Genomic DNA, 20426 nt, shown 5'->3' with positions numbered 1-20426 from the left:
AGGGCACATGCAAACGTTTATTTTGGTCTTCGCACTCTTCTTGATCGCCGTATTAGCAATGTCCGTGGGTTATTTGCTACAACGCAAATCCATATCCGGTAGCTGCGGTGGTATCGGCGCATTAGGATTAGATAAAGCCTGCGATTGTGACGAGCCCTGCGATAAGCGCAAAGCTCGCATGGAGAAAGAAGCGCAGTGGAAGAAACAGCAAATTCATTAAGTCGTTAGCGGCTTATCTCAATTTGTAAAAACGACGGCGCTGGATAGGCGCCGTTGCTGTTTTTGCCGACGCTCAGTTGGTATCTGTAGACGCTTGGTATACACTGTTTAATATTTAGTAATAACTTATGCTATTTAGTTATAAAGGTGTGTCATGGTCAATCCGTTAGCATTGCAGCAGTCAGTCGCAGAAGTCTATTTAGATGCCAATGCGACCACACCCGTATTGCCTCAAATCGCCGAGGCGGTAACTCATACCATGCAGGCTATCTATGGTAACCCCAGTAGTAGCCATATAACCGGCCTCAAGGCGCGCTATATACTCGATCATACCCGACGTTTAGGGCGTCAGCTGATCGGCGCTCAGCGCGGTCAGTTCATTTTTACCAGTGGTGCCACTGAGGGCATTCAAACTGCGGTATTATCGGCGCTGACTGCCTATCAGCGGTCGCGGCGCGCACAGGCAGGTGCTAATGAGCATAAACCGGTGGTGCTGTATGGCGCCACTGAACATAAAGCGGTGCCGCAGTCGTTGCAGCATTGGTTGTCGGTATTGGCAATTGACGCCGAATTGTTAGCAATTCCTGTAGATAATGAGGGCTTACTTGATCAATCTTTTATTCGGCAGCACCTCCCTCATTGCCTATTAATATGCACCATGGCGGTTAATAATGAAACCGGCGTTTATCAAGACTTGCAAGGGCTCGACAAGCTGATCCGTTCGAGCAACCCTGACACGCTATGGATGGTCGATTGTGTGCAAGCGCTGGGTAAACTGGATCTACAGCTCGATACATTGAGTATCGATTACGCGCCATTTTCCGGGCATAAACTCTACGCGCCAAAGGGGATCGGCTTTTTTTATGTGCGTGAAGGTGCGCCCTACACACCGTTGATCATCGGTGGTGGACAAGAATCCGGTTTGCGTTCAGGTACCGAAAACCTACCGGGTATTGCCGCCTTGCACACCTTGTTTGAGTTACTACTTGATGACAGTGGGGCGTCACCTTTCCAGTCTCATCAGGTGCTGTGTGACTATCGTCAGCAGTTGGCCGCGGCATTACGTGATAGCTTCCCAAGCATCAGCTTTAATCATGACTTTCAACGTTCGGTGCCGACCACCTTAAATTTTTCTGTGAAAGGGATTTTGTCTCGCGACATCATGGATGTGTTTGATGCGTCCAATATCCGTGTCAGCAGTGGTTCTGCATGCAGCTCTAAAGTTGCTCGCAGCTTTGTATTAGACGCCATGCAGCGGCCCAAATGGTGTAGCGAAGGCGCGATTCGGCTATCTTTCGGTCCGGCGATTAGCCAAGCCGAGGTCAGTCAGGCTTGCCAACGCATTCGCCAAGCTGGCGAGGCGCTAAAGCAAGCTTGTATGATTGTTAGCGATAGCCAAGACGACGGCGCCGACCATCGGCTTGATGGTGTGGTACAGCTAAAATTCGATCAGCACTGTTGCTATTTGTTGATCGACCAGCAAAGTCATCAGGTGATCGTTATCGATCCGGTTGCGGCCTTATCTGAGCGTATTTGTAATATTATTCGCTGCCGTCATTATCAAGTACAGGGTGTGATTAGCAGCGATGCCGAGTTGGCGCATGTCGATGGCAGCTTAGCACTGCTCAATCAACTGTTTTTAGCGGAACGTGAGGTTGATGCGTGGGGGTGGCCAGTTAAGTCAACCGCGTCCGACCTGCACATTGCTGGCAGCCAACAGCAGGCGGATGCCAAGTTAACCGTTGGCGATCGACAGTTATCCCGTGTTGGCAGTCGGCAGCCGTTATACTTACTCAGCAATTCGTTGAATGATGCCATCGACTTTGCTTTTATTGGCAAGCATCGAGAGGCACAGCAACTCGCTGGTCTAGTGACTAACGACACGTTGTTATGTCCCAGCGATGATGATGACAACCAATTGTTTTTTAACCTTTGCGAACTGCAAAGCGATTGCCAAGCCGAGGTATTTCACGTGGATGTGCCGGTGGGAACCGACTTGGCCTGGTTAACCGATAGCGAATTATTGATCTTGGACGTGCGTGAGCAGCAAGAGCATCTCATGCAGCCGATTGCTGCTGCCGGTGAAGTAAAAAATGTCCCCTTAACGCGCTTGGCGCAATTTGTGCAGCAAGCTGATGCGCAGACACGGCAGCGGCCGTTAGTCTGTGTTTGTCGGTCTGGTAACCGCAGCCGTTTAGCGGCGGCAGCATTGGTACGACAAGGTTTTAGCCAAGTCCAGCAATTGCAAGGTGGTATCGGTTTTTGGTTGGCGGAACAACAACGCTCGGCTTAATTGGGGAGCGAGAAATAAGCTACATAGCCGTCTTTGCCAACTAGCCAACAGCGTCGGCTGATACAGCTACTCGACCAGACGTTGGCGGTGCTAACCGATTGCCACTGCGGGCTACTGGCCTTATGCGCTGGGTCATGGTCATCGGTAAGCGCGAGTAACGCCGCCCCGGCAGGGTTGTTCACGAGTAAGTAGTTATCAGCCAGACTGACATGATAAAGCGCACCGCCCGCTAAAGGCGGTTCAGCAAGTGCGCTAAATTGCTTCTCTTGATAATGATATAAGCGTGGTCCCGTCGCTTCGTCCTGTTGCAGGTTACCACCAACGATGTAGCCGCTATCGGGGCTGGTTGGCCAAACACTGGTGATGCCCGCCATGGGGCCCGCGCTCATCGGCGTATCGACCACCTGAAAGCGAATACCAAAGCGTCCCTTTAACAATAACCGCGCTTTATCGGCGTTACCAGTCACCATTGCCCAAGTTTCATTGGCGTAACGAACGCAGCCTCCACCGCTAGCAAACCCACCTTCGTTGGCTTGCGCTGGCTCGGAGATGGCACTGGCGGCGGTCAGCCAATTGCGGCCATCGGCTGACCGTACAATGGTCCATTGTTCATTCACCGTATCGCCATAAACCCAGGCTTCGCCACTATCTGAAAAGGCAAAGCAATTTAAAAAGCGGTCGGCGTCAGCACGATAGCGTTGCTGCCAACTACGTCCGCCGTTGTGGGTCGAATAAATACGAGAGCGACCGTTTTCGCCGACGCTGAGGGCATAGGCAACCCGGTCATCGAGGGCGGCAATATCGCGAAACTGCAAGTCGCTAGGGCCCGGTTGAAAATACTGCCAAGTTTTACCGGCATCGGTGGTCCGCGCCACCCGACCTTGGCTACCACTGATCCAAACCGTTTGCTGATTAATGGCGTTGACGGCCATCCAATGGGTTTGTTGCTGGTCGCTCGGTAACACCGTCAGCGCTACTGAGGCGCTGCTGACTTCGCTAGCTAATGCCTGACTGGCCAAACCGAAGGGTAAGCCCAACATCCACATTGCAGTGCACCAGCGTAGGGGCAAGCTGTACGGTGACTTTAAGTAGTTAAATGCGATAGCAGTAAGCATTGGCAATCAATTTCCCGTTGCAGTAGCAAGACCGTTTCAGTCTACATGAAAACCGCTAACAAGATAATCTGGCGCAACAAATCGACGTCCAGTCTGACCTTGGGTCATGCTACACTGGCAAATCTCAAACTTGGCTGAACGTATCGCAAAAAGGATGATTGTATGGGGCAGGCAACCTTATCGCACTGGCAGGACATTTTATTATTAGATCAGCAATTAACTGACGAAGAACGGATGATCGCACAGAGCGCTCAGCAGTTTTGTCAACGTCAGTTACAGCCTCGTATTCAGCAGGCCTTCATCGATCATCGCTTTGATCCCAATATCATGCGTGAGTTGGGCGAGGCCGGCCTACTCGGTGCCACCATTCAAGGTTACGATTGTCCGGGTGTCAATTATGTCAGTTACGGCCTGATTGCCCGTGAAGTGGAACGTATTGATAGCGGTTACCGTTCAGCCATGAGTGTGCAGTCGTCGTTAGTCATGTACCCCATTTATCGTTATGCGAGCGAAGCGCTACGTGAACGCTTTCTACCTGCGTTAGGCCGCGGTGAGCTTATTGGTTGTTTCGGCTTAACGGAGCCTGATGCAGGCTCTGACCCGGGTAGTATGACGACCGTTGCGGAAGCGGTTGACGGTGGCTATCGTTTGCGCGGCAATAAAATGTGGATCACCAACTCGCCGATTGCTGACGTATTTGTGGTGTGGGCTAAGAGCCGCGCCCACGATAATCAGATACGTGGTTTTGTGCTTGAGCGGGGGATGGCCGGTTTAAGTACGCCTGAAGTGAAGAATAAGCTGAGTTTATGCGCGTCTATCACCGGTGAAATCGTTATGGATAACGTATTTGTCCCAGCAGAGAATGCTTTTAACGATGGCTTTGGTTTATCGGGACCCTTTAGCTGTTTAAATTTAGCGCGTTATGGCATTTCTTGGGGAGCCATGGGAGCTGCCGAAAACTGTTGGCACACGGCTCGCAGTTACGCACTAGAGCGGCAACAGTTCGGCAAACCCTTAGCACAAATGCAATTGGTTCAGAAAAAATTGGTCGATATGCAAACCGAGATTGCCTTAGGCTTGCAAGGCAGTTTACGCGTCGGACGATTGTTAGATGATAATGCTGCCGATCCGGTGCTGATTTCGATGATGAAACGGAATAATTGCGGCAAAGCGCTTAGCATTGCCCGTGAGGCTAGAGACATGCTGGGCGGCAATGGGATTTCCGCTGAGTACCCAATCATGCGCCATTTAATTAACTTAGAAACCGTTAATACCTACGAGGGAACGCACGATATTCACGCTCTCATCATGGGACGTGCACAAACTGGATTACAGGCGTTTAGTCGTTAATCATGACGCTCAAAGCAAGGAGAAGCACAGCGATGAACAATAACATTAAATGGCTCCGTGGTTTGCTATCGTCAGTATCGTTAAGTACTGCGCTGTTGGGGTTGCTGGTAGCACCTGCAGCGGTTGCCGCAAAAAATGATGCACTGACACAGTTTTTACGCTGGCACAGTGGTGACTTTAGCAATTATCAGCAGCGTGCGGCGCAACCCGCTGGTGCGCAGCAGGCGTTGGTCAGACATCACTATCAAATGCTCGATGACTCTCTTAATCATCGCCAAATGCAAGGACAATTGCTGCTGGCCGAGATGTATTTGAGTAACGCTGATGAGGCGTTATATCGACGCCAACTTTATCAGTTTTCGCAGAATAGTCGCGGTGCTATTGTGCAGCGCGTCTATACCCTGCCCAGCACCGACGAGTGGCAAATCCAGCAAGCGCAACCGCTAGCGGGCTGCGATGTGGTCTGGCATTGGCAGGCTCAGGCGCAAGCCTATACTGGCGAACGTGATGGCCAACGTTGCCAATTTGTCGATAGTAACAGCGGTGACGCTATTCATTTATCCAGTCAACTGCGGCTCAGTCGCTGGTCGTTATCTAACCAAGAGTTGGCGCAGCGTGACGACGGTAATTATGTGTTAGGCAGTGCTGATAGTGAACCGTTACTGCTGGAGCGTATTCAACGTTTTAGCATGCGTGTGCAGTATCGTATTGTCGGGCGTGATGGCGAGTCGCGTTGGGCGCCCTTAGCGGAACCGTTGACCATCACCGACCAAGGGCAATTACTGACGTTTAGCGACACCGAGGCGGCCGCATCGTTGCCATATCGAGTGAGTCTGTTGCGTCAAGCGAGCAACGCTCATGAGCAACCGCAACTACGCTTAACGTTGTGGTCAAGCGCCGACGATAGTATCACCGTTAGCGCTGACCGCGCGGCAACGCAATTGGGTGTGGCAACACCTCAGCTACGGCTACAACTGCAGTTAAGCGAAGCGCGCTGATGGCTCGCGCAGGCTCAGCCCTGCGCGTCTAATGATTGACCGTGAGTGCCAATACTATCGTCGCCCATTAAGTATAGGTATAGCGGCATAATGTCTTCTGGGGTTGGCAGCTTATTAGCGTTCTCCGCCGGATAAGCCTTGGCGCGCATCGCGGTGCGCGTGCCACCTGGATTGATCACGTTGACACGTAGCGGGCTACCTTCGTACTCGTCAGCGAGGACTTGTGCCATGCCCTCGGTGGCAAACTTACTGATAGCGTAAGAGCCCCAAAAAGCGCGCCCTTTGCGACCAACACCCGACGAGGTAAAGACGATACTGGGCTGTTCGGCCTTGAGCAATGCCGGTAATAACCCTTGCGTCATCCATAATTGTGCACTGACGTTGACTTGCATGACATCATTCCAACTCTTTTCATCAATGTGCGCAAACGGCGACATAACCCCTAGCAAGCCTGCGTTGTGTAATAAGCCGTCGAGGCGACCAAACTGATCAATAATGGTCTGTGCCATATCGCGATAATGTTGCCGAGTTGCACCCGATGGCGGGCGTGGCGCCGCCACGAGCTTCAATTTCATCATAAACGCTTTCGAGTTTACTGACGGTGCGACCCAATAAAATCACGCTGGCACCGTGTTGTGCATAGGTGAGCGCTGCACAGCGACCAATACCGTCACCGGCACCGGTGACCAAAATCACTTTATCTTTCAATAAATCTGCAGGAGCCTGATAAGCAAACATACAACTCTCTTTTTAATACAAAATGTAATCGTGATGTGTGTGTAGCACCATACAACGAGAAAAAATCGACTTCGGACTCGACTAACGTCGTTTCAGCAACTAAATTTGACGAGATGAAGTGGTATGACCATAGTGTAGCGTACACGAATTGGTTATAGTGTACTGACATTTACGCGATATCGCAGCCGTTAGCGATGATTTCAAACAAAAAACCTTTAAAGTTATCGCGCGTGGGTGTATAAAAATTCGCAAATTGTGTTGTTTAATCGCTGTGAAATTTGTGGCACAGCAGACAGCAGAACAACAATCGCGGTATGATGCCGCGTAACAATAACAATCATAAACATGGATTGGGGATATCTCATGAAGAAACTTCTACTCCCATTGGCAATTGGCTCTGCATTAGGCCTCGTCGGTTGCGGCAGTGGTGACGAAGCACCGTTAACTGACGAGGAAGTCACAATTGCGGCAACCCGCGCGGTGTTTGATCCGACTAACAGCGTCATTCCTGTGCCTAGCAACATTTTGCTCAGTGGTACCACCGATTTAACCTTAAATATTCCCGTGGATGACCCCGACGATAGCGCCGATCCGCAAGTCGCGATCAATGGCTTAGATGGCTGGGGTACCCACTCAACCTTAACTTTCTCGTTTTCTTTACCGACCGATAAAAGTGGCAACCAAGTCACTGTCGACGCCAATAGCGTAACCCAAGCCGGCGCCGTACGTGTATTTAGTGCCGTGCAAGGTGGTAGCAGTGTCAGCAGTGAATGTGCAGCGGCATCGCCCGCGGCAGTTTGCGCCATTACTGGTGAATTAACTTACGGTGAAGACTTTGTGGTATCGGCGACCGGAGCAAACGGTTTGGCAGTCGTCCCGCTACGTCCATTGCAACCGAAAACCGGCTATGTGGTAGCGCTAACCAATCAAATTCAAGATTCGTTAGGGCGCGATGTGGTGCCATCGCAAACTTATAACTTGATGAAACGCCCTGTTGATGAATCGCCGGTATCGGGTGACGCCAGCGCGCAGAACCTGCAAGCGTTGATTAACAGCTATGAAGGCGCGATGGCGGCTTTTGGTGTTGATACCGATACCGTGATTATGTCTAGCAACTTCACCACGCAGTCGGTGGGTGACGTGTTAGGCGTGATCAAAGCGCGTTACGCACAGCAGTATTCAGGTACCGGTACGCCAGCGTTACAAGCGATGAACACCGGTATTACGGTAGCTGATGCGCTAGTTAACGCGGGTCGTTTGCCTAACGATCCGAGCAACCCTGCCTATGCGGTGGCATCAACCGCTAAGCTGTACGGTGGTCAAGTGACCTTAAATTATTACTTAGGCTCACCATCGGCGGAAAACCCAACTGCACCTTTGAATCGCCGCTGGCGTGCGGCTTGCGATAGCCCCGTAACGGTTTTAGGTGCTATTCAAGCGGGTGAACTGGATCCGGGCAGCGTGGGGGTTGACCCAAGCAACCCTGATACTTATAACCCGGCCAACAACTGTATCGATATTGGTATCGATAGCGAGCGCAACTTGACCAAAGTTAACCCAATCCCCGCTAAGCAAAGTGATAAAGTGGTGCCGGCTCGGGTGACCATTCCGGATCTGGCAACCGTCAATGCGGTGCGTCAAGCACAGGGCTTAGAGCCGTTTGCGGCGGCGCCGGCTAACGGCTGGCCAGTGGTGATTTTCCAACACGGTATTACGGCTAATAAAGATAGCCTGCTACCTATTGCGGGTATGTTAGCGTTGAATGGTTTTGCGGCGGTTGCGATTGACCACCCATTGCATGGTGAACGCGGCTTTGACGTCGATCAGGATGGCACTGACGACATCAATGCGTCGACCGTCAGCGTGACCAACTACATGAACCTCAGCAATTTGTTGGTAACGCGCGATAACTTGCGTCAGTCAATTGCCGATTTATTAGGTTTACGAGTGAGCTTGAATGGCTTTGTTGCTAACGACGGTGAGACCTTAGATGTGTCGCGTGTCTATTTTGTTGGACACTCGTTGGGCGCTATCGCCGGTACCGGCTTTACTGCGTTAACCAACAGTGCGTTGCCAGACGCATTCCCGGCGCAAGCGAACGGTTTATTTGCGGTACGTGCAAGTACACTCGGTATGCCGGGTGGCAGCATCGCTAACTTCTTGTTAGCGTCGCCATCGTTCTCTACGACCATTAAGAGCCAGTTGCTGTACGCTGCCAGCGCAGAATTTAAAGCTACCGCGGATAATGCTGCTGCGGCGCAAGGTATCGCACCGGGTACTCCCGCTTTTGCTACCTTGCTAGAAAATGTGTATCCACAGTTCATCGGTGCCTTGAGTGACAGCCAACTGGCGCAAATCAATGCTACCTTTGAGCAGTTCGCATTTGCTGCGCAAACCGTGGTCGACTCTGCTGACCCAGTTAACTATGCAGCCACTATTCGTGCCAACGAAACACCTATTCACCTGATTGAAGTGGTGGGTAATGGCAGCGAAGGCAGTGCTGACCAGGTTATCCCTAACAGCGTTGAGAACAAGCCGTTAGCCGGCACAGAGCCTCTTATCCGCTTGTTACAATTGGCTGCCGTGAGCAGCACGACAGCCGGTGCTGACGGTGCTACTGTCTCGGGTGCGGTACGTTTTGTTGAGGGCTCACATAGCTCATTGGTTGATCCAACTGCCTCTGCAGCGGCTACTCAAGAGATGCAGACGGAAATCGGTGCATGGTTCGCCTCAGGTGCAACCGTGCTGCCTATCACTAATGAGAGTGTTGTTAAGCAGTAAAAACACTCGCTCTCAAGCGGTGTAAAGGTAATTTAAGGCCGACGCATGCGTCGGCCTTTATTTATTCTAGCCTTGCTAATTAAGGAGTTTACAGGTGGAATTTATCGCGGATATTGGCGCTTTTTTACTCAAGGCGATTATTCTGGTGGTGGCATTGATGCTGGTCATCAGCGCCGTTGCGGGTGCGGCACAAAAGCAAAAGGGTAGCAGTAAGGGAGAGTTGAAATTAATTGACCTGTCAGAACAGATGAAGGCTCAGGCCGATCAAATGCGCTTGCAAATGCTACAAAAGAAGCAGCGCAAAGCGGCGGCAAAAGCCGTCAAACAGGCACGCAAGCGTGAACAGCAGCACGACCAACGCCTGTTTGTGATGGACTTTAACGGCAGTATCGATGCTAAAGAAGTTGACCAGCTCAGACGCGAAGTAAATGCGATTCTGCAGGTTGCGACCGATAAAGATATTGCGCTCATTCGTTTAGAAAGCGGCGGGGGTACGGTTAATGGTTATGGCTTGGGAGCTGCTCAGCTACAGCGTTTAAAAGACCATGGTATGCAGGTGGCGGTAGCCGTCGATAAAGTCGCGGCTAGCGGTGGTTATATGATGGCCAGTGTTGCCCATAAAATTTATGCGGCGCCGTTTGCTTTAATCGGTTCGGTCGGCGTGGTGGCGCAAATCCCTAATTTTCATCGTTTCTTAAAAAAACATGATGTCGATTACGAACAGTTAACCGCAGGTGAATACAAACGTACGTTGACGCTGTTTGGTGAAAACACCGACGAAGGGAGGCGTAAGTTTAAGCAAGATTTAGAAGCCATTCATGGTCAGTTTAAGGCGCATATTCAACAACACCGCCCAGAATTGGACATTGACCGTATCGCCACCGGCGAAGTCTGGACCGGTCAACAAGCCATCGAACAAGGTTTAGTGGACGATATCATGACCAGCGACGACGTGTTGATGCGACAGGCTAATGACTATCACTTATACCAAGTCAAATACATCAGCAAGAAAGCCTTGTCGCAACGCTTATCAGGCGCTGTGTCGGCGATGGTGCACGCATTTATTGGTAGCTTAAAGCAACCTTAAGGGCTAACTAATAAAAAGGCGCCGAAGCCGGCGCCTTTTTAATTAACATGAGTGCTTAGTCATTACAGCTCTTCAAGCTTTTTACCGGCGTCTTTGTCGTTAAAGACATCCTCGTCTAAGTCGCCTTCGCTGCGCGCGACCACCATACTGACCATTGAATCACCGGTGATATTGACCGCCGTGCGAGTCATATCTAACAAGCGGTCGACGCCGATGATCAAGCCGATACCTTCGACCGGCAAACCGACCTGTTGCAGTACCATCGCTAACATGATCAGGCCTACGCCGGGCACGCCGGCAGTGCCGACCGAGGCTAGCGTCGCGGTTAGGATCACCATTAGGTAATCGGCAACGGTTAAATCAAGCCCATATACTTGGGCGATAAAAACCGTTGCGACACCCTGCATAATGGCGGTGCCATCCATGTTAATCGTCGCGCCTAGCGGTACCGTGAAAGAGCCAACGCTGTTGCTAACCCCCATACGTTTGGTGACCGTTTCGAGCGTTATCGGTAGCGTCGCATTACTACTGGCGGTGGTAAAACCAAAAATTTGTGCATCACGCATTTTGCGCAAGAACATCATCGGGCTGACACGCGCCAGCAGACGCAACAATATCGGGTAAGTCACCAATGCGTGAACAAATAATACCACCAGCACTAAGACAAAATATTTTGCCAAGTTACCGATAGTCTCTAACCCGGTTTCGACAAACAGCTTCGCCATTAAGGCAAACACCCCATAGGGCGCTAGGTTCATCAAAATGACCACCAATTTCATGATCACTTCATTGATATCTTCAAAGAACGACTTGATGCGTTGACCCGATTCGCCCACCAGTGCTACGGCGATACCGAACAGCAACGCGAATACGATGACTTGCAGCATATTGCCTTCGGCCATCGCCTGAATCGGGTTGTCAGGAAATAGGCCAATGACCACATCAACTAGCGATGGTGCCTCGGCTGCGCTGTAGGTGGTGTCAGCTTGGCGTTCAACACCCTCGCCGGGTTTAACAAACATCGCCGCAGCAATGGCTAAACTGATAGCAATGGCGGTGGTAATTAAATACATACCGACGGCTTTACCACCTAAACGACCGAGTTTACTTGGATCGCTGAGTGAGCAAGTACCCACCACCAGCGACACAAATACTAACGGCACCACTAACATTTTCAGTGAAGTAATGAATATCTGACCAATGATGTGAAAAAGACCATTGGTCAGGTATTCATCGACCCACTGTGCTTCGCCAATACCGTAACGCAAGATTGAACCGACGATGATCCCCGCCACCATACCGATGATAATGCGCGAGGTGAGACTGAGTTTTTTCTTAGAATTGCTCATAAAACATCCGCAAATGATAGATAACCGCGCTAGACTACCAGATATCGGTGTCTCACCAAAGTCTGTATTCGGCGAATCGCGGGCTGTTGTCATATCAATGACATGGTTTCGCCACGCGACTGTCACGCAGCTGTCCTATACTTGCCTTATTGTTTATCGATAGGCTGGAGCGAAACCGATGATAAGCGCTGAACGTTTGCTGCAAGAAAACCTTCCGCAATTGCAGGGCAAGCCTTGGCTACAACGGCCGGCCACGTGGTTGTTACGCAACTTGATCCATGAGCGCGAGTTTACTCAATTTGCTGCGCAATATCCGCATTTACACGGCATAGAGTTTGTCGAGCAAGTGCTCGATTATTTCAATTTTACCTACTCGGTTCGCGACACCGAATTAGACAATATTCCAAGTCATGGGCGGGTGGTGATCATTGCCAATCATCCGATCGGATCGCTTGATGGTTTGGCGCTATTGAAAATGGTCAGCAAGGTTCGGCCCGATGTGAAGGTCGTTGCCAACGACCTACTGGCCGAGCTGCCGCCGTTAGCCGACTTATTGTTGCCGGTACGGGTATTTGGTGGCACCACACAGCGCGGCGATTTACAACGTATCAATCAGCATTTAAATGACGATGCAGCGTTGATCATTTTTCCTTCCGGTGAAGTGTCACGTTTACGTCCCAATGGCGTGCGCGATACCCGTTGGCGAGCCGGTTTTTTACGTATGGCAATGACTGCGCAGGCGCCTATTTTGCCCGTCTTTATCGATGCCCGTAATTCGGCTTGGTTTTACGGCGCGTCGATGGTCTATAAGCCATTAGCGACCATGTTGCTGGTGAAAGAAATGTTCCGCCAGCAAGCCAATAACATCAACATGCGCATTGGTGAGTTGGTGCCGTTCTCGGCATTTGCCGGTAATCAAATTCCATTACCCGCCAAGGTTAAGCTGTTTAAAAAGCATTTATATCGTATCGGCCATGATAAAAATGGCATGTTTAACACGCAATCGGCCATCGCTTGGCCAGAGCAAAGGCAGGCGTTAAAAGCGGCAGTGGAACAATGCGAGTGCTTAGGCAAAACTTTTGATAACAAGCATATTTATTTATACCAGTACCAAGGTAGTTCACCGATTTTGCGAGAGATCGGTCGTCTGCGTGAAGTGGCGTTCCGAGCCGTGGGAGAGGGCACCTTACAGCGCCGTGATTTAGATAGTTATGACACCGAGTATTATCATTTACTGCTGTGGGATGCGGACGATCTTGAAATTGCCGGCGCTTATCGGTTAGGTGATACGGCAAAAATTAATGCGAGTAAGGGCCGTGGTCATTTATATAGCGACAGCTTGTTCGATTTTGATGAGGCTGCCATGCAGCCGATTTTTGCTCATGGTTTGGAGCTGGGACGCAGCTTTGTACAGCCTCGCTACTGGGGCAAGCGCAGCCTAGAGTATCTTTGGATAGGTATTGGCGCTTTATTGCGTAAACATCCGCAGTATCGTTATTTATTCGGTTCGGTCAGTATTAGTAGTGCGTTACCGATTCAAGCGCGGGAACTACTGGTACATTTTTATCGGTTATATTTTCCGGCCACACAAACTGCTATGGCGCGCCATCACAACCCTTTCGTCAGCCAAGCTGCTGGCAGCTTGAATGAGCTGTTCGTGGGCGATGACTACAAAGCCGATTTCAGCACCCTGAAACATCAGTTAGCACATATGGGCGTGGCCATTCCAACACTGTATAAGCAATACAGCGAACTGTGTGATGGCGATGGCGTACAGTTTCTAGACTTTGGTGTCGACCCGGATTTTTCCGATTCCATCGATGGCTTGGTGTTAGTCGATATTGAACAGCTTAAACCGAAAAAATATCAGCGCTACATTGCTGCCAGAGATTGATGTGTTGCCATGTGAGTTATCGTTAGTAAAAAAATCAGCCCTGTCGATGCAGGGCTGATATCGTTATATGTTATGCCTGAGCTTAATCGTTTATTGATACTGCGGCATCAAACCGTTAGTCCAAAGAATGGCTGATGAGACCATTAGAATAACCATTAAGATCAAACCGGCGGTCACCACTGAGCTGGAATACAAGAAACCGCGCTCTTCGGGAATGTGCATTAAAATCGGCACACCGGCATATAGCAAGTAAACCGAGTAGGCGATACCGGCTAGAAAGGCCATGGTCACGAACCATAGCTCAGGATACAGTGCCGCGATACCAGACATCATCGCTGGCGTAGCGGTGTAAGCTGCCAGTTCTAACGATTGCGTATAGCTGGGCGAAGCGCCAAAAGTTTTTGCCATCCAATGAATCAGATAAGCCAAGGCAAAAACCGCGACGATCATGCCGATGTACATCAATACCGCCATGGTGACGGCACTGTTTTGGGTTAAAAAGATGGTATCCCGTGCGCCGATACTCCAACCCAAATGCGCCGACGCATAATAAGCGGCGAGGCAGGGCAATATGGCAACGACAAGAATATGAGTAAACGCATAGAGAAAACTCTCGTGACGCTGGTCGATAGTGCGCCACTCGTCAACTGGATGCGCGTATAAACCCCAGATGTGGTTCAGAATCATAGCGACCCCCTTATTTGGTACCGCTTAACATTATTGTTATAAATGATGAAAATTACACCACCTAATGATTTATATTGACGAGTTTTTGATGCCTGTCAAGCGCTTTACTGGACGTATTTTTTACAACTTGGGATAATGGCCGACATAAAATGATTCTAGGAACGTTACTTTGTCGCAAGCCGCTTTATCAAAACCGATTCAACCGTTGTTAGCACCGTATCAATCGTTACTGGCACCAATCGACACTTTCTTACATTGTCGCACACCGCAAGCATGGTTAGAGGCGGCGCGGCAACCGCAAGTGTTGGCGGTGATTTTGAATGACCATATGCGCTGCGAATTAAAAGCTGCGCAGAGTGCCGCATTTTTGCTACGTCGTTATGCGCTCGATCAAAGCAGCGGTGAGGCGTTATTGCAATGGTTGAAACCCTACGAGGATTTTGTTTATCGCCAGCTACAGCATGGTGATAATCAACGACCGTTAACCAGCGCGAAAAAAAATGGCGTCGCCAACGCACTTACCGCGCAACCTGATCTGCCATATAGCGACGACATCGTCGATAAAATGATGCGGCTTATCAAAGAAGAATTGCATCATTTTGATCAAGTGCTGCAAATCATTCAGCAACGGCAATTGGCTATTGGTCATTTACCGGCGTCAGGTTATGCGGCTGGTTTACTACGCCATGTGCGTACACACGAACCGGCGGCACTGGTGGATAAATTGATCATCGGCGCCTATATCGAGGCGCGCTCGTGTGAACGCTTTGCTGCGCTGGCGCCATACATAGATAGCGAGTTACAACAGTTTTATGTGTCGCTGTTGCGCTCAGAAGCGCGTCATTATCAAGATTATTTGCAGTTAGCAGAGCGCTTAGCTGGTCAGCCAATTGCTGCGCGTATTACGCAGTTTGGCGAATGGGAAGCGCAGTTGATTAAGGCTAGCGACGACCAGTTGCGCTTTCATAGCGGTGTGCCTAGCGCCGCTGCTATCGAGGCGGCAACGCAGTTGAGTGCAACTTAAACTGTTCTTCGCGCACACTTAAATGGCTGCCTTGCTCATACCAGTCGCCCAATACCCAGCGCTCTGCGGTAGAACCGTCGCTGAGTGAAAATTGATGATGACCGGGGCGGTGCGTATGGCCATGGATCAGGTATTTTACGGCGTGGCTTTCCATGACATGACGTACGGTGGTTAATTCGACGTCCATGCGACGTAATTGCTCATCGCTCAATTGCGGCTGCTGAGTTTGGCTGTTGGCGCGTAATTTATTGGCGATGCGCATGCGCGTGGATAACGGTAGCCTTGCTAGCAACCATTTGCTCAGGGGATGCTGAATTACCCGCCGAAAACGTTGATAACCGGTATCCAGCGTACATAACAAGTCGCCATGCATGAGCAGCGTACGCTGCCCATAAAGTTCAATTACCGTCGGATCGTTAAGCAGGTGGATGCCGGTTTGCTGAGCGAACCGTTGACCCACCATAAAGTCGCGGTTGCCGGCCATAAAATAGCTCGGTACACCGGCTTGTGTTAATTGACGCAACTGCTGTTTTACCTCGGCGGCAAAGCGACTGTTATCGTCGTCACCGATCCAAGCATCAAATAAATCACCCAAAATATAGAGCGCGGCGGCTTCACGTGCTGGCCCCTGTAAAAACTCAAAGAATAGCTCGCAAATATCGGGGCGCGCTGGGCTCAGGTGTAAATCTGAAATAAACAGTTGCGTCATAGGTGGCGTCGGCGTGCTTATTCGCTGATGCTGACCGATTCGATAACGATATTTTCACGCGGCACATCTTGGTGCATACCATGCGAACCGGTAGCAACCGCTTTGATGGCGTTGACGGTATCCATGCCATCGACAACTTCGGCAAATACGCAATAGCCAAAACCGTTAGGGGTTTCGTTTTGGAAGTTCAAAAAGTCGTTATTATTCACGTTAATGAAGAACTGTGCCGTGGCTGAGTGCGGATCGGGGGTACGCGCCATCGCTACTGTACCCAAGGTGTTCGGTTTAGCGCTGGCGGCTTCGTTAGCGATAGGTGCCTGTGTTTCTTTTTGTGACATATCGTCGGTAAAACCACCGCCTTGGATCATAAAGCCATCAATCACACGATGAAAAATGGTGCCGTCATAAAAACCATCACGAGCGTAAGTTAAAAAGTTTTCTACCGTATTCGGCGCGGTTTCACTGTGCATAGCTAAGACGATATCGCCATGATTGGTGTGCAGCGTGACTTGCATGTTTTACCTCGGTGTTTATTGAATAATTGATCAAATCGTTAAGCAGCCGCGAGTTTAGCATTAATTTGCCGTTGAGGCACCGTTCTAGCGCTGCCCTTGTGCTCGCCAGTTGTGCTATGCTAATGCCCTCTATCGCTTGATGCGACGCCCAAAGCGGGTTCGCGACAAGCTCCTATATTGCCGTTACAGCCACTGTGTTGAAAAGGAGAACACCGCAGCATGTTGACGTTATTTAATACTTTGACGCGCCAAAAAGAAGCATTCAAACCCATTCATGAAGGCCAGGTCAACTTATACGTCTGTGGCGTGACCATTTATGATTTTTGCCACATCGGCCATGCCCGCACTTACGTTTCTTTTGATGTGGTTGTGCGTTATTTAAGAGCCATCGGCTATCAGGTTAAATACGTGCGTAATATTACCGACGTCGACGATAAAATTATTCGTCGCGCAAACGAAAGTGGGCAGCAAATCGGTGACATCACACGCCATTTTGCCGCGGCGATGCATGAAGACTTTGCCGCTCTCAATCTACTTGAACCCGATGTTGAACCCACCGTTACCGATCATATGGACGACATCATCGCTATGATCGCTGCCTTAATCGAGAAGGGTGCAGCTTATGTGGCGGACAATGGTGATGTGCTGTTCGACGTATCGACTTTCAATGATTATGGCAAGTTAAGTAAGCAAGACCTCAGCCAATTGCAAGCGGGGGCCCGAGTCGATGTTGATAACAGCAAAGCCGACCCACTCGATTTTGTCTTATGGAAACCGGCAAAAGCGGGCGAGCCGAGCTGGCCATCGCCTTGGGGGGCTGGACGTCCGGGTTGGCACATCGAGTGCTCGGCGATGAATAAAAAGCACTTGGGTAGCCACTTTGACATCCACGGCGGTGGCTCGGATTTGATTTTTCCGCATCATGAAAATGAAGTGGCGCAAAGCTGCTGCGCGAACGACAGCGCTTATGTCAATTATTGGATGCACAGCGGTATGGTACAGGTTGACGATGTCAAAATGTCGAAGTCGTTGGGTAACTTTTTTACTATTCGAGATGTGTTATCGCAATATAGTGCGGAAACTGTCCGTTATTTCCTGCTATCTAGCCATTATCGCTCGCAGTTGAGTTATACCAGCGATAACCTGCAACAAGCGCACGCGAGCTTGGAGCGTTTATACGGAACCTTACGTGATATCGCCCCGGCAGAAGCGTTAGATGAGACGCTTTATGACCGCTACTGGCAGCGTTTCTGTCAAGCGATGAACGATGACTTTAACGTCCCAGAAGCGACGCCGTTATTATTTGAACTGGCTCGTGATAGCCAACGTATGAAACAACAAGGTGATGCCGAAAGCTTGGCGCAAGCGGCTCAGTTAACGGCGGTGATGAAGCGTTTAGCGGCGGTGTTGGGCTTGTTACAGCAAGCACCTGAAGCGTTTTTACAAGGTCAGCAAGACGCTGCTGAGGTAGCCCGCATCGAGGCCTTGATTGCGCAACGCGAAAATGCTCGCGCGAATAAAGACTGGGCTGCGGCCGATGCGGCGCGAGACCAGCTTACCGAATTGGGTGTTGTACTAGAGGATGGTGCCGGTGGCACTCGTTGGCGTCGCCAATAATCCCAGAACTTAAGGAGTTGATGTATGTCTTTTCCCGTTTTAGAGCAAGCAACCGAATTGTCAGCAGCGCTGGCATCTGAGCAGCACGATGCGGTGTTGCTGGTGGCTGACTTTAGTCAGCCGTTGCCTGCACCTTTTGCCGATATTGTTGCCACGGCCAAGCAGCACGACCAACGTGTCGGTCAGCAGCCATTGCTGTTGCAACACGCCGATATGCCGGGACAACGGCTGATATGCGCGCCAACCGGCGCATTGCTACAAGACTATGATGATGTTCGCAGCGTATTTGACGCAGCGGCAGCGGGCACCAGCATCGCCAGTGCTGCTGGCGCAAAAAAACTGTTAATCGTAAACGCCGGTTTACCACAGGATGAACGCTTTCAAGACGCCGCTGGGGTGGCCTATTTAGGGGCTTGCCAAGCACTTTATCAACCCTTAGAAGCGCGTGAAGCGCTGGGCGAAGAAAGCATTGAAACGGTCACCCACATTACCTTAGTGGCTGAGCAATTAAACATTGACTGGTTGCAAGCCGTAGAGGCCGGTAAACGTGTTGCACGTGATCTGGCTGGCACCGAACCAGAGCGTATGGCACCGAAAAAGTTTGCCGAATATTGCCGTCAAGCGTTTGCCCATACCGCGGTGAAAGTCAGTGTGATTGATGATGTGCAGCAGTTACAGCACGAGTACCCACTGCTGTCAGCGGTTGGCCGTGCATCGTTGGCGGTCGAACGTCATCGTCCCTGTGTTATCCGTCTGGAGTATCATGCGCCTCAGCCACAACGAACGCTATTGTTTGCCGGTAAAGGCATAGTTTATGACACCGGTGGTGCCGACTTAAAAGTGGGTGGCCACATGGCCGGTATGAGCCGTGATAAAGGTGGTGCTGCCGCGGTTGCCGGATTTGTTAAAACCGTCGCTGGTTTAGCGCCGCAAGATACTAGCGTGATTGCCGAAATCGGTGCGGTACGTAATAGTATCGGTGCCGATGCCTTTGTTGCCGACGAAATCATTACTGCGCACAGCGGTAAGCGTGTCCGAATCGGTAACACCGACGCCGAAGGTCGCTTAGTGCTAGCCGATTTGCTTTCTCATCTGCGCGAGGACGCCTTGCAAAGCGATGCACCGCAGTTGTTTAGTATTGCCACCTTAACCGGCCACGCGGCGTTGGCCAAGGGGCCTTATACTGCCTTGGTGCCAAACGGTGCGGCTAATTTGCAGCAATTAGCTGAGCAACTGTTCAATGTTGGCGAAGTGCTTGGTGATCCGGCTGAAATTTCTTGGTCACGTCGCGAAGACTTTGATTTCGTTCGACCACGCACCAAAGCCGACGATGTGTTATCGAGCAATAATGGGCCATCGGCGACGACAGCGCGTGGGCATCAGTTCCCAATGGCGTTTTTGACCATTGCCGCTGGCCTAGATGCGCATAATGCTCGCAGCGATAAGCCGCTGCCGTACGTGCACATTGATATCGCCGGTAGTGGTGTTGAAGGTGGCGATTGGCAACATGGTAAGCCAACAGCAGCACCGGTCACTTGTCTGAGTGCTTGCTATTTAGCGCGCTAAGCCATTAGCTGAATAAATAAAAAGGGCCGCTTCTAGCAGAAGCGGCCCTTTTTTATCAGCAGTTTTGGGCGTCATCAAATATCGAGGACTTCGGCATCTAGCTCGGCTTTAGTTTTGCCGTGAGGCTCTGGCTTGCGGGTTTCAGGGTTGATATAAACAAATACAATATCGTCAGCAATACAGATATTTTGCTTGGTTTGTTTATTGCGTACCACGCAGGTAATGGTCAACGAGCTATTACCCACGCGTTTTACTTCGAGGCCGAACTCAACCACGTCACCTTGAAACGCTGAGGTTTCAAAACTGATGGCGCCAATGTGCTTGGTGACCAGGCTTTTTGCGCCTAATTGGCAACTGGCAAAGATATAGGCTTCTTCGTCGATCCACTCGAGAATGCGGCCACCAAATAGGGAGCCAGCAAAGTTCAGATCATTCGGCATTACCAGACGGCGAGATAAAAAGCGCATAGTCACTCCATTTCATT

General features: G+C 50.5%; 16 protein-coding genes and 1 pseudogene. 10 read left to right on the top strand and 7 right to left on the bottom strand.

Annotated features, from left to right (window positions below; genetic code table 11):
* The first annotated feature begins 7 nt into the window (after window positions 1-7).
* Together nqrM and A10D4_RS06890 are read left to right on the top strand one after the other, a co-directional pair.
* On the top strand, window positions 8-220 hold the full coding sequence (gene nqrM / locus A10D4_RS06895) for a (Na+)-NQR maturation NqrM (protein WP_008488585.1): 213 nt from the start codon (window positions 8-10) through the stop codon (window positions 218-220).
* Between the two features lie 153 nt (window positions 221-373).
* Window positions 374-2512, top strand: coding sequence for an aminotransferase class V-fold PLP-dependent enzyme (locus A10D4_RS06890; RefSeq protein WP_008488584.1), 2139 nt, complete (start codon window positions 374-376; stop codon window positions 2510-2512).
* On the opposite strand, the gene A10D4_RS06885 is transcribed toward A10D4_RS06890, so the two are convergent.
* Window positions 2509-3558 (bottom strand): WD40/YVTN/BNR-like repeat-containing protein, encoded by a 1050-nt coding sequence (locus A10D4_RS06885; RefSeq protein WP_008488583.1) that lies wholly within the window; start codon window positions 3556-3558, stop codon window positions 2509-2511. The two genes, A10D4_RS06890 and A10D4_RS06885, sit on opposite strands and share 4 nt — an antisense overlap.
* 231 nt (window positions 3559-3789) lie before the next feature.
* On the opposite strand from A10D4_RS06885, the gene A10D4_RS06880 reads away from it, so the two are divergent.
* Both A10D4_RS06880 and A10D4_RS06875 read left to right on the top strand, forming a co-directional pair.
* Window positions 3790-4977, top strand: coding sequence for an acyl-CoA dehydrogenase (locus A10D4_RS06880; protein ID WP_008488582.1), 1188 nt, complete (start codon window positions 3790-3792; stop codon window positions 4975-4977).
* A 32-nt stretch (window positions 4978-5009) separates the two neighbouring features.
* Window positions 5010-5975, top strand: coding sequence for a CpcT/CpeT family chromophore lyase (locus A10D4_RS06875; RefSeq protein ID WP_008488581.1), 966 nt, complete (start codon window positions 5010-5012; stop codon window positions 5973-5975).
* A gap of 14 nt (window positions 5976-5989) precedes the next feature.
* Here the strand turns inward: A10D4_RS06875 and A10D4_RS06870 are convergent.
* A pseudogene (locus A10D4_RS06870) lies at window positions 5990-6713 on the bottom strand (YciK family oxidoreductase).
* A 363-nt stretch (window positions 6714-7076) separates the two neighbouring features.
* On the opposite strand from A10D4_RS06870, the gene A10D4_RS06865 reads away from it, so the two are divergent.
* Together A10D4_RS06865 and sohB are read left to right on the top strand one after the other, a co-directional pair.
* Window positions 7077-9494 carry a VolA/Pla-1 family phospholipase gene (locus A10D4_RS06865; protein WP_008488576.1) on the top strand — a complete coding sequence of 806 codons (2418 nt, stop codon included), beginning with the start codon at window positions 7077-7079 and terminating at the stop codon, window positions 9492-9494.
* Window positions 9495-9588: 94 nt separating this feature from the next.
* Window positions 9589-10581: a protease SohB gene (gene sohB, locus A10D4_RS06860; RefSeq protein WP_008488575.1), complete on the top strand. Its 993-nt coding sequence runs from the start codon at window positions 9589-9591 to the stop codon at window positions 10579-10581.
* Window positions 10582-10643: 62 nt separating this feature from the next.
* On the opposite strand, the gene A10D4_RS06855 is transcribed toward sohB, so the two are convergent.
* Window positions 10644-11930, bottom strand: coding sequence for a dicarboxylate/amino acid:cation symporter (locus A10D4_RS06855; protein WP_008488574.1), 1287 nt, complete (start codon window positions 11928-11930; stop codon window positions 10644-10646).
* Between the two features lie 178 nt (window positions 11931-12108).
* On the opposite strand from A10D4_RS06855, the gene olsF reads away from it, so the two are divergent.
* Entirely contained in the window at window positions 12109-13824 is a 1716-nt protein-coding gene (olsF, locus tag A10D4_RS06850; RefSeq protein ID WP_008488573.1) for a bifunctional ornithine lipid synthase OlsF, read from the top strand.
* A 90-nt stretch (window positions 13825-13914) separates the two neighbouring features.
* Here the strand turns inward: olsF and A10D4_RS06845 are convergent, their stop codons facing one another.
* Entirely contained in the window at window positions 13915-14511 is a 597-nt protein-coding gene (locus tag A10D4_RS06845; RefSeq protein WP_008488572.1) for a Yip1 family protein, read from the bottom strand.
* Window positions 14512-14680: 169 nt separating this feature from the next.
* On the opposite strand from A10D4_RS06845, the gene miaE reads away from it, so the two are divergent.
* Window positions 14681-15535 carry a tRNA isopentenyl-2-thiomethyl-A-37 hydroxylase MiaE gene (gene miaE, locus A10D4_RS06840; RefSeq protein ID WP_008488571.1) on the top strand — a complete coding sequence of 285 codons (855 nt, stop codon included), beginning with the start codon at window positions 14681-14683 and terminating at the stop codon, window positions 15533-15535.
* Here the strand turns inward: miaE and A10D4_RS06835 are convergent.
* Window positions 15501-16244: a UDP-2,3-diacylglucosamine diphosphatase gene (locus A10D4_RS06835; RefSeq protein WP_008488570.1), complete on the bottom strand. Its 744-nt coding sequence runs from the start codon at window positions 16242-16244 to the stop codon at window positions 15501-15503. The genes miaE and A10D4_RS06835 overlap by 35 nt on opposite strands.
* Window positions 16245-16261: 17 nt before the next feature.
* Window positions 16262-16759, bottom strand: coding sequence for a peptidylprolyl isomerase (locus tag A10D4_RS06830; protein WP_008488568.1), 498 nt, complete (start codon window positions 16757-16759; stop codon window positions 16262-16264).
* Window positions 16760-16978: 219 nt separating this feature from the next.
* On the opposite strand from A10D4_RS06830, the gene cysS reads away from it, so the two are divergent.
* Window positions 16979-18376: a cysteine--tRNA ligase gene (gene cysS, locus A10D4_RS06825; protein ID WP_008488567.1), complete on the top strand. Its 1398-nt coding sequence runs from the start codon at window positions 16979-16981 to the stop codon at window positions 18374-18376.
* A gap of 24 nt (window positions 18377-18400) precedes the next feature.
* A complete protein-coding gene (locus A10D4_RS06820) occupies window positions 18401-19942 on the top strand; it encodes a M17 family metallopeptidase (protein ID WP_008488566.1) in 1542 nt (513 codons plus the stop codon).
* 74 nt (window positions 19943-20016) lie between these two features.
* Here A10D4_RS06820 and A10D4_RS06815 read toward each other — a convergent pair whose 3' ends face one another.
* The gene (locus A10D4_RS06815) at window positions 20017-20409 is read right to left on the bottom strand and encodes an acyl-CoA thioesterase (RefSeq protein WP_008488565.1); all 393 of its coding nucleotides are present in this window, start codon (window positions 20407-20409) and stop codon (window positions 20017-20019) included.
* Window positions 20410-20426: the final 17 nt, after the last annotated feature.

It is taken from the genome of Idiomarina xiamenensis 10-D-4 (assembly GCF_000299895.1).
Classification (GTDB): Bacteria; Pseudomonadota; Gammaproteobacteria; order Enterobacterales; family Alteromonadaceae; genus Idiomarina; species Idiomarina xiamenensis.
Note: the sequence above shows the minus strand (reverse complement) of the source record. Positions and strands in the feature narration are given on the sequence as shown.

Coding starts and splice junctions, on each gene's coding strand:
- nqrM (WP_008488585.1), top strand. CDS start 8: ATGCAAACGTTTATTTTGGTCTTCGCACTCTTCTTGATCGCCGTATTA.
- A10D4_RS06890 (WP_008488584.1), top strand. CDS start 374: ATGGTCAATCCGTTAGCATTGCAGCAGTCAGTCGCAGAAGTCTATTTA.
- A10D4_RS06885 (WP_008488583.1), bottom strand. CDS start 3,558: ATGTGGATGTTGGGCTTACCCTTCGGTTTGGCCAGTCAGGCATTAGCT.
- A10D4_RS06880 (WP_008488582.1), top strand. CDS start 3,790: ATGGGGCAGGCAACCTTATCGCACTGGCAGGACATTTTATTATTAGAT.
- A10D4_RS06875 (WP_008488581.1), top strand. CDS start 5,010: ATGAACAATAACATTAAATGGCTCCGTGGTTTGCTATCGTCAGTATCG.
- A10D4_RS06865 (WP_008488576.1), top strand. CDS start 7,077: ATGAAGAAACTTCTACTCCCATTGGCAATTGGCTCTGCATTAGGCCTC.
- A10D4_RS06855 (WP_008488574.1), bottom strand. CDS start 11,930: ATGAGCAATTCTAAGAAAAAACTCAGTCTCACCTCGCGCATTATCATC.
- olsF (WP_008488573.1), top strand. CDS start 12,109: ATGATAAGCGCTGAACGTTTGCTGCAAGAAAACCTTCCGCAATTGCAG.
- A10D4_RS06845 (WP_008488572.1), bottom strand. CDS start 14,511: ATGATTCTGAACCACATCTGGGGTTTATACGCGCATCCAGTTGACGAG.
- A10D4_RS06835 (WP_008488570.1), bottom strand. CDS start 16,244: ATGACGCAACTGTTTATTTCAGATTTACACCTGAGCCCAGCGCGCCCC.
- A10D4_RS06830 (WP_008488568.1), bottom strand. CDS start 16,759: ATGCAAGTCACGCTGCACACCAATCATGGCGATATCGTCTTAGCTATG.
- cysS (WP_008488567.1), top strand. CDS start 16,979: ATGTTGACGTTATTTAATACTTTGACGCGCCAAAAAGAAGCATTCAAA.
- A10D4_RS06820 (WP_008488566.1), top strand. CDS start 18,401: ATGTCTTTTCCCGTTTTAGAGCAAGCAACCGAATTGTCAGCAGCGCTG.
- A10D4_RS06815 (WP_008488565.1), bottom strand. CDS start 20,409: ATGCGCTTTTTATCTCGCCGTCTGGTAATGCCGAATGATCTGAACTTT.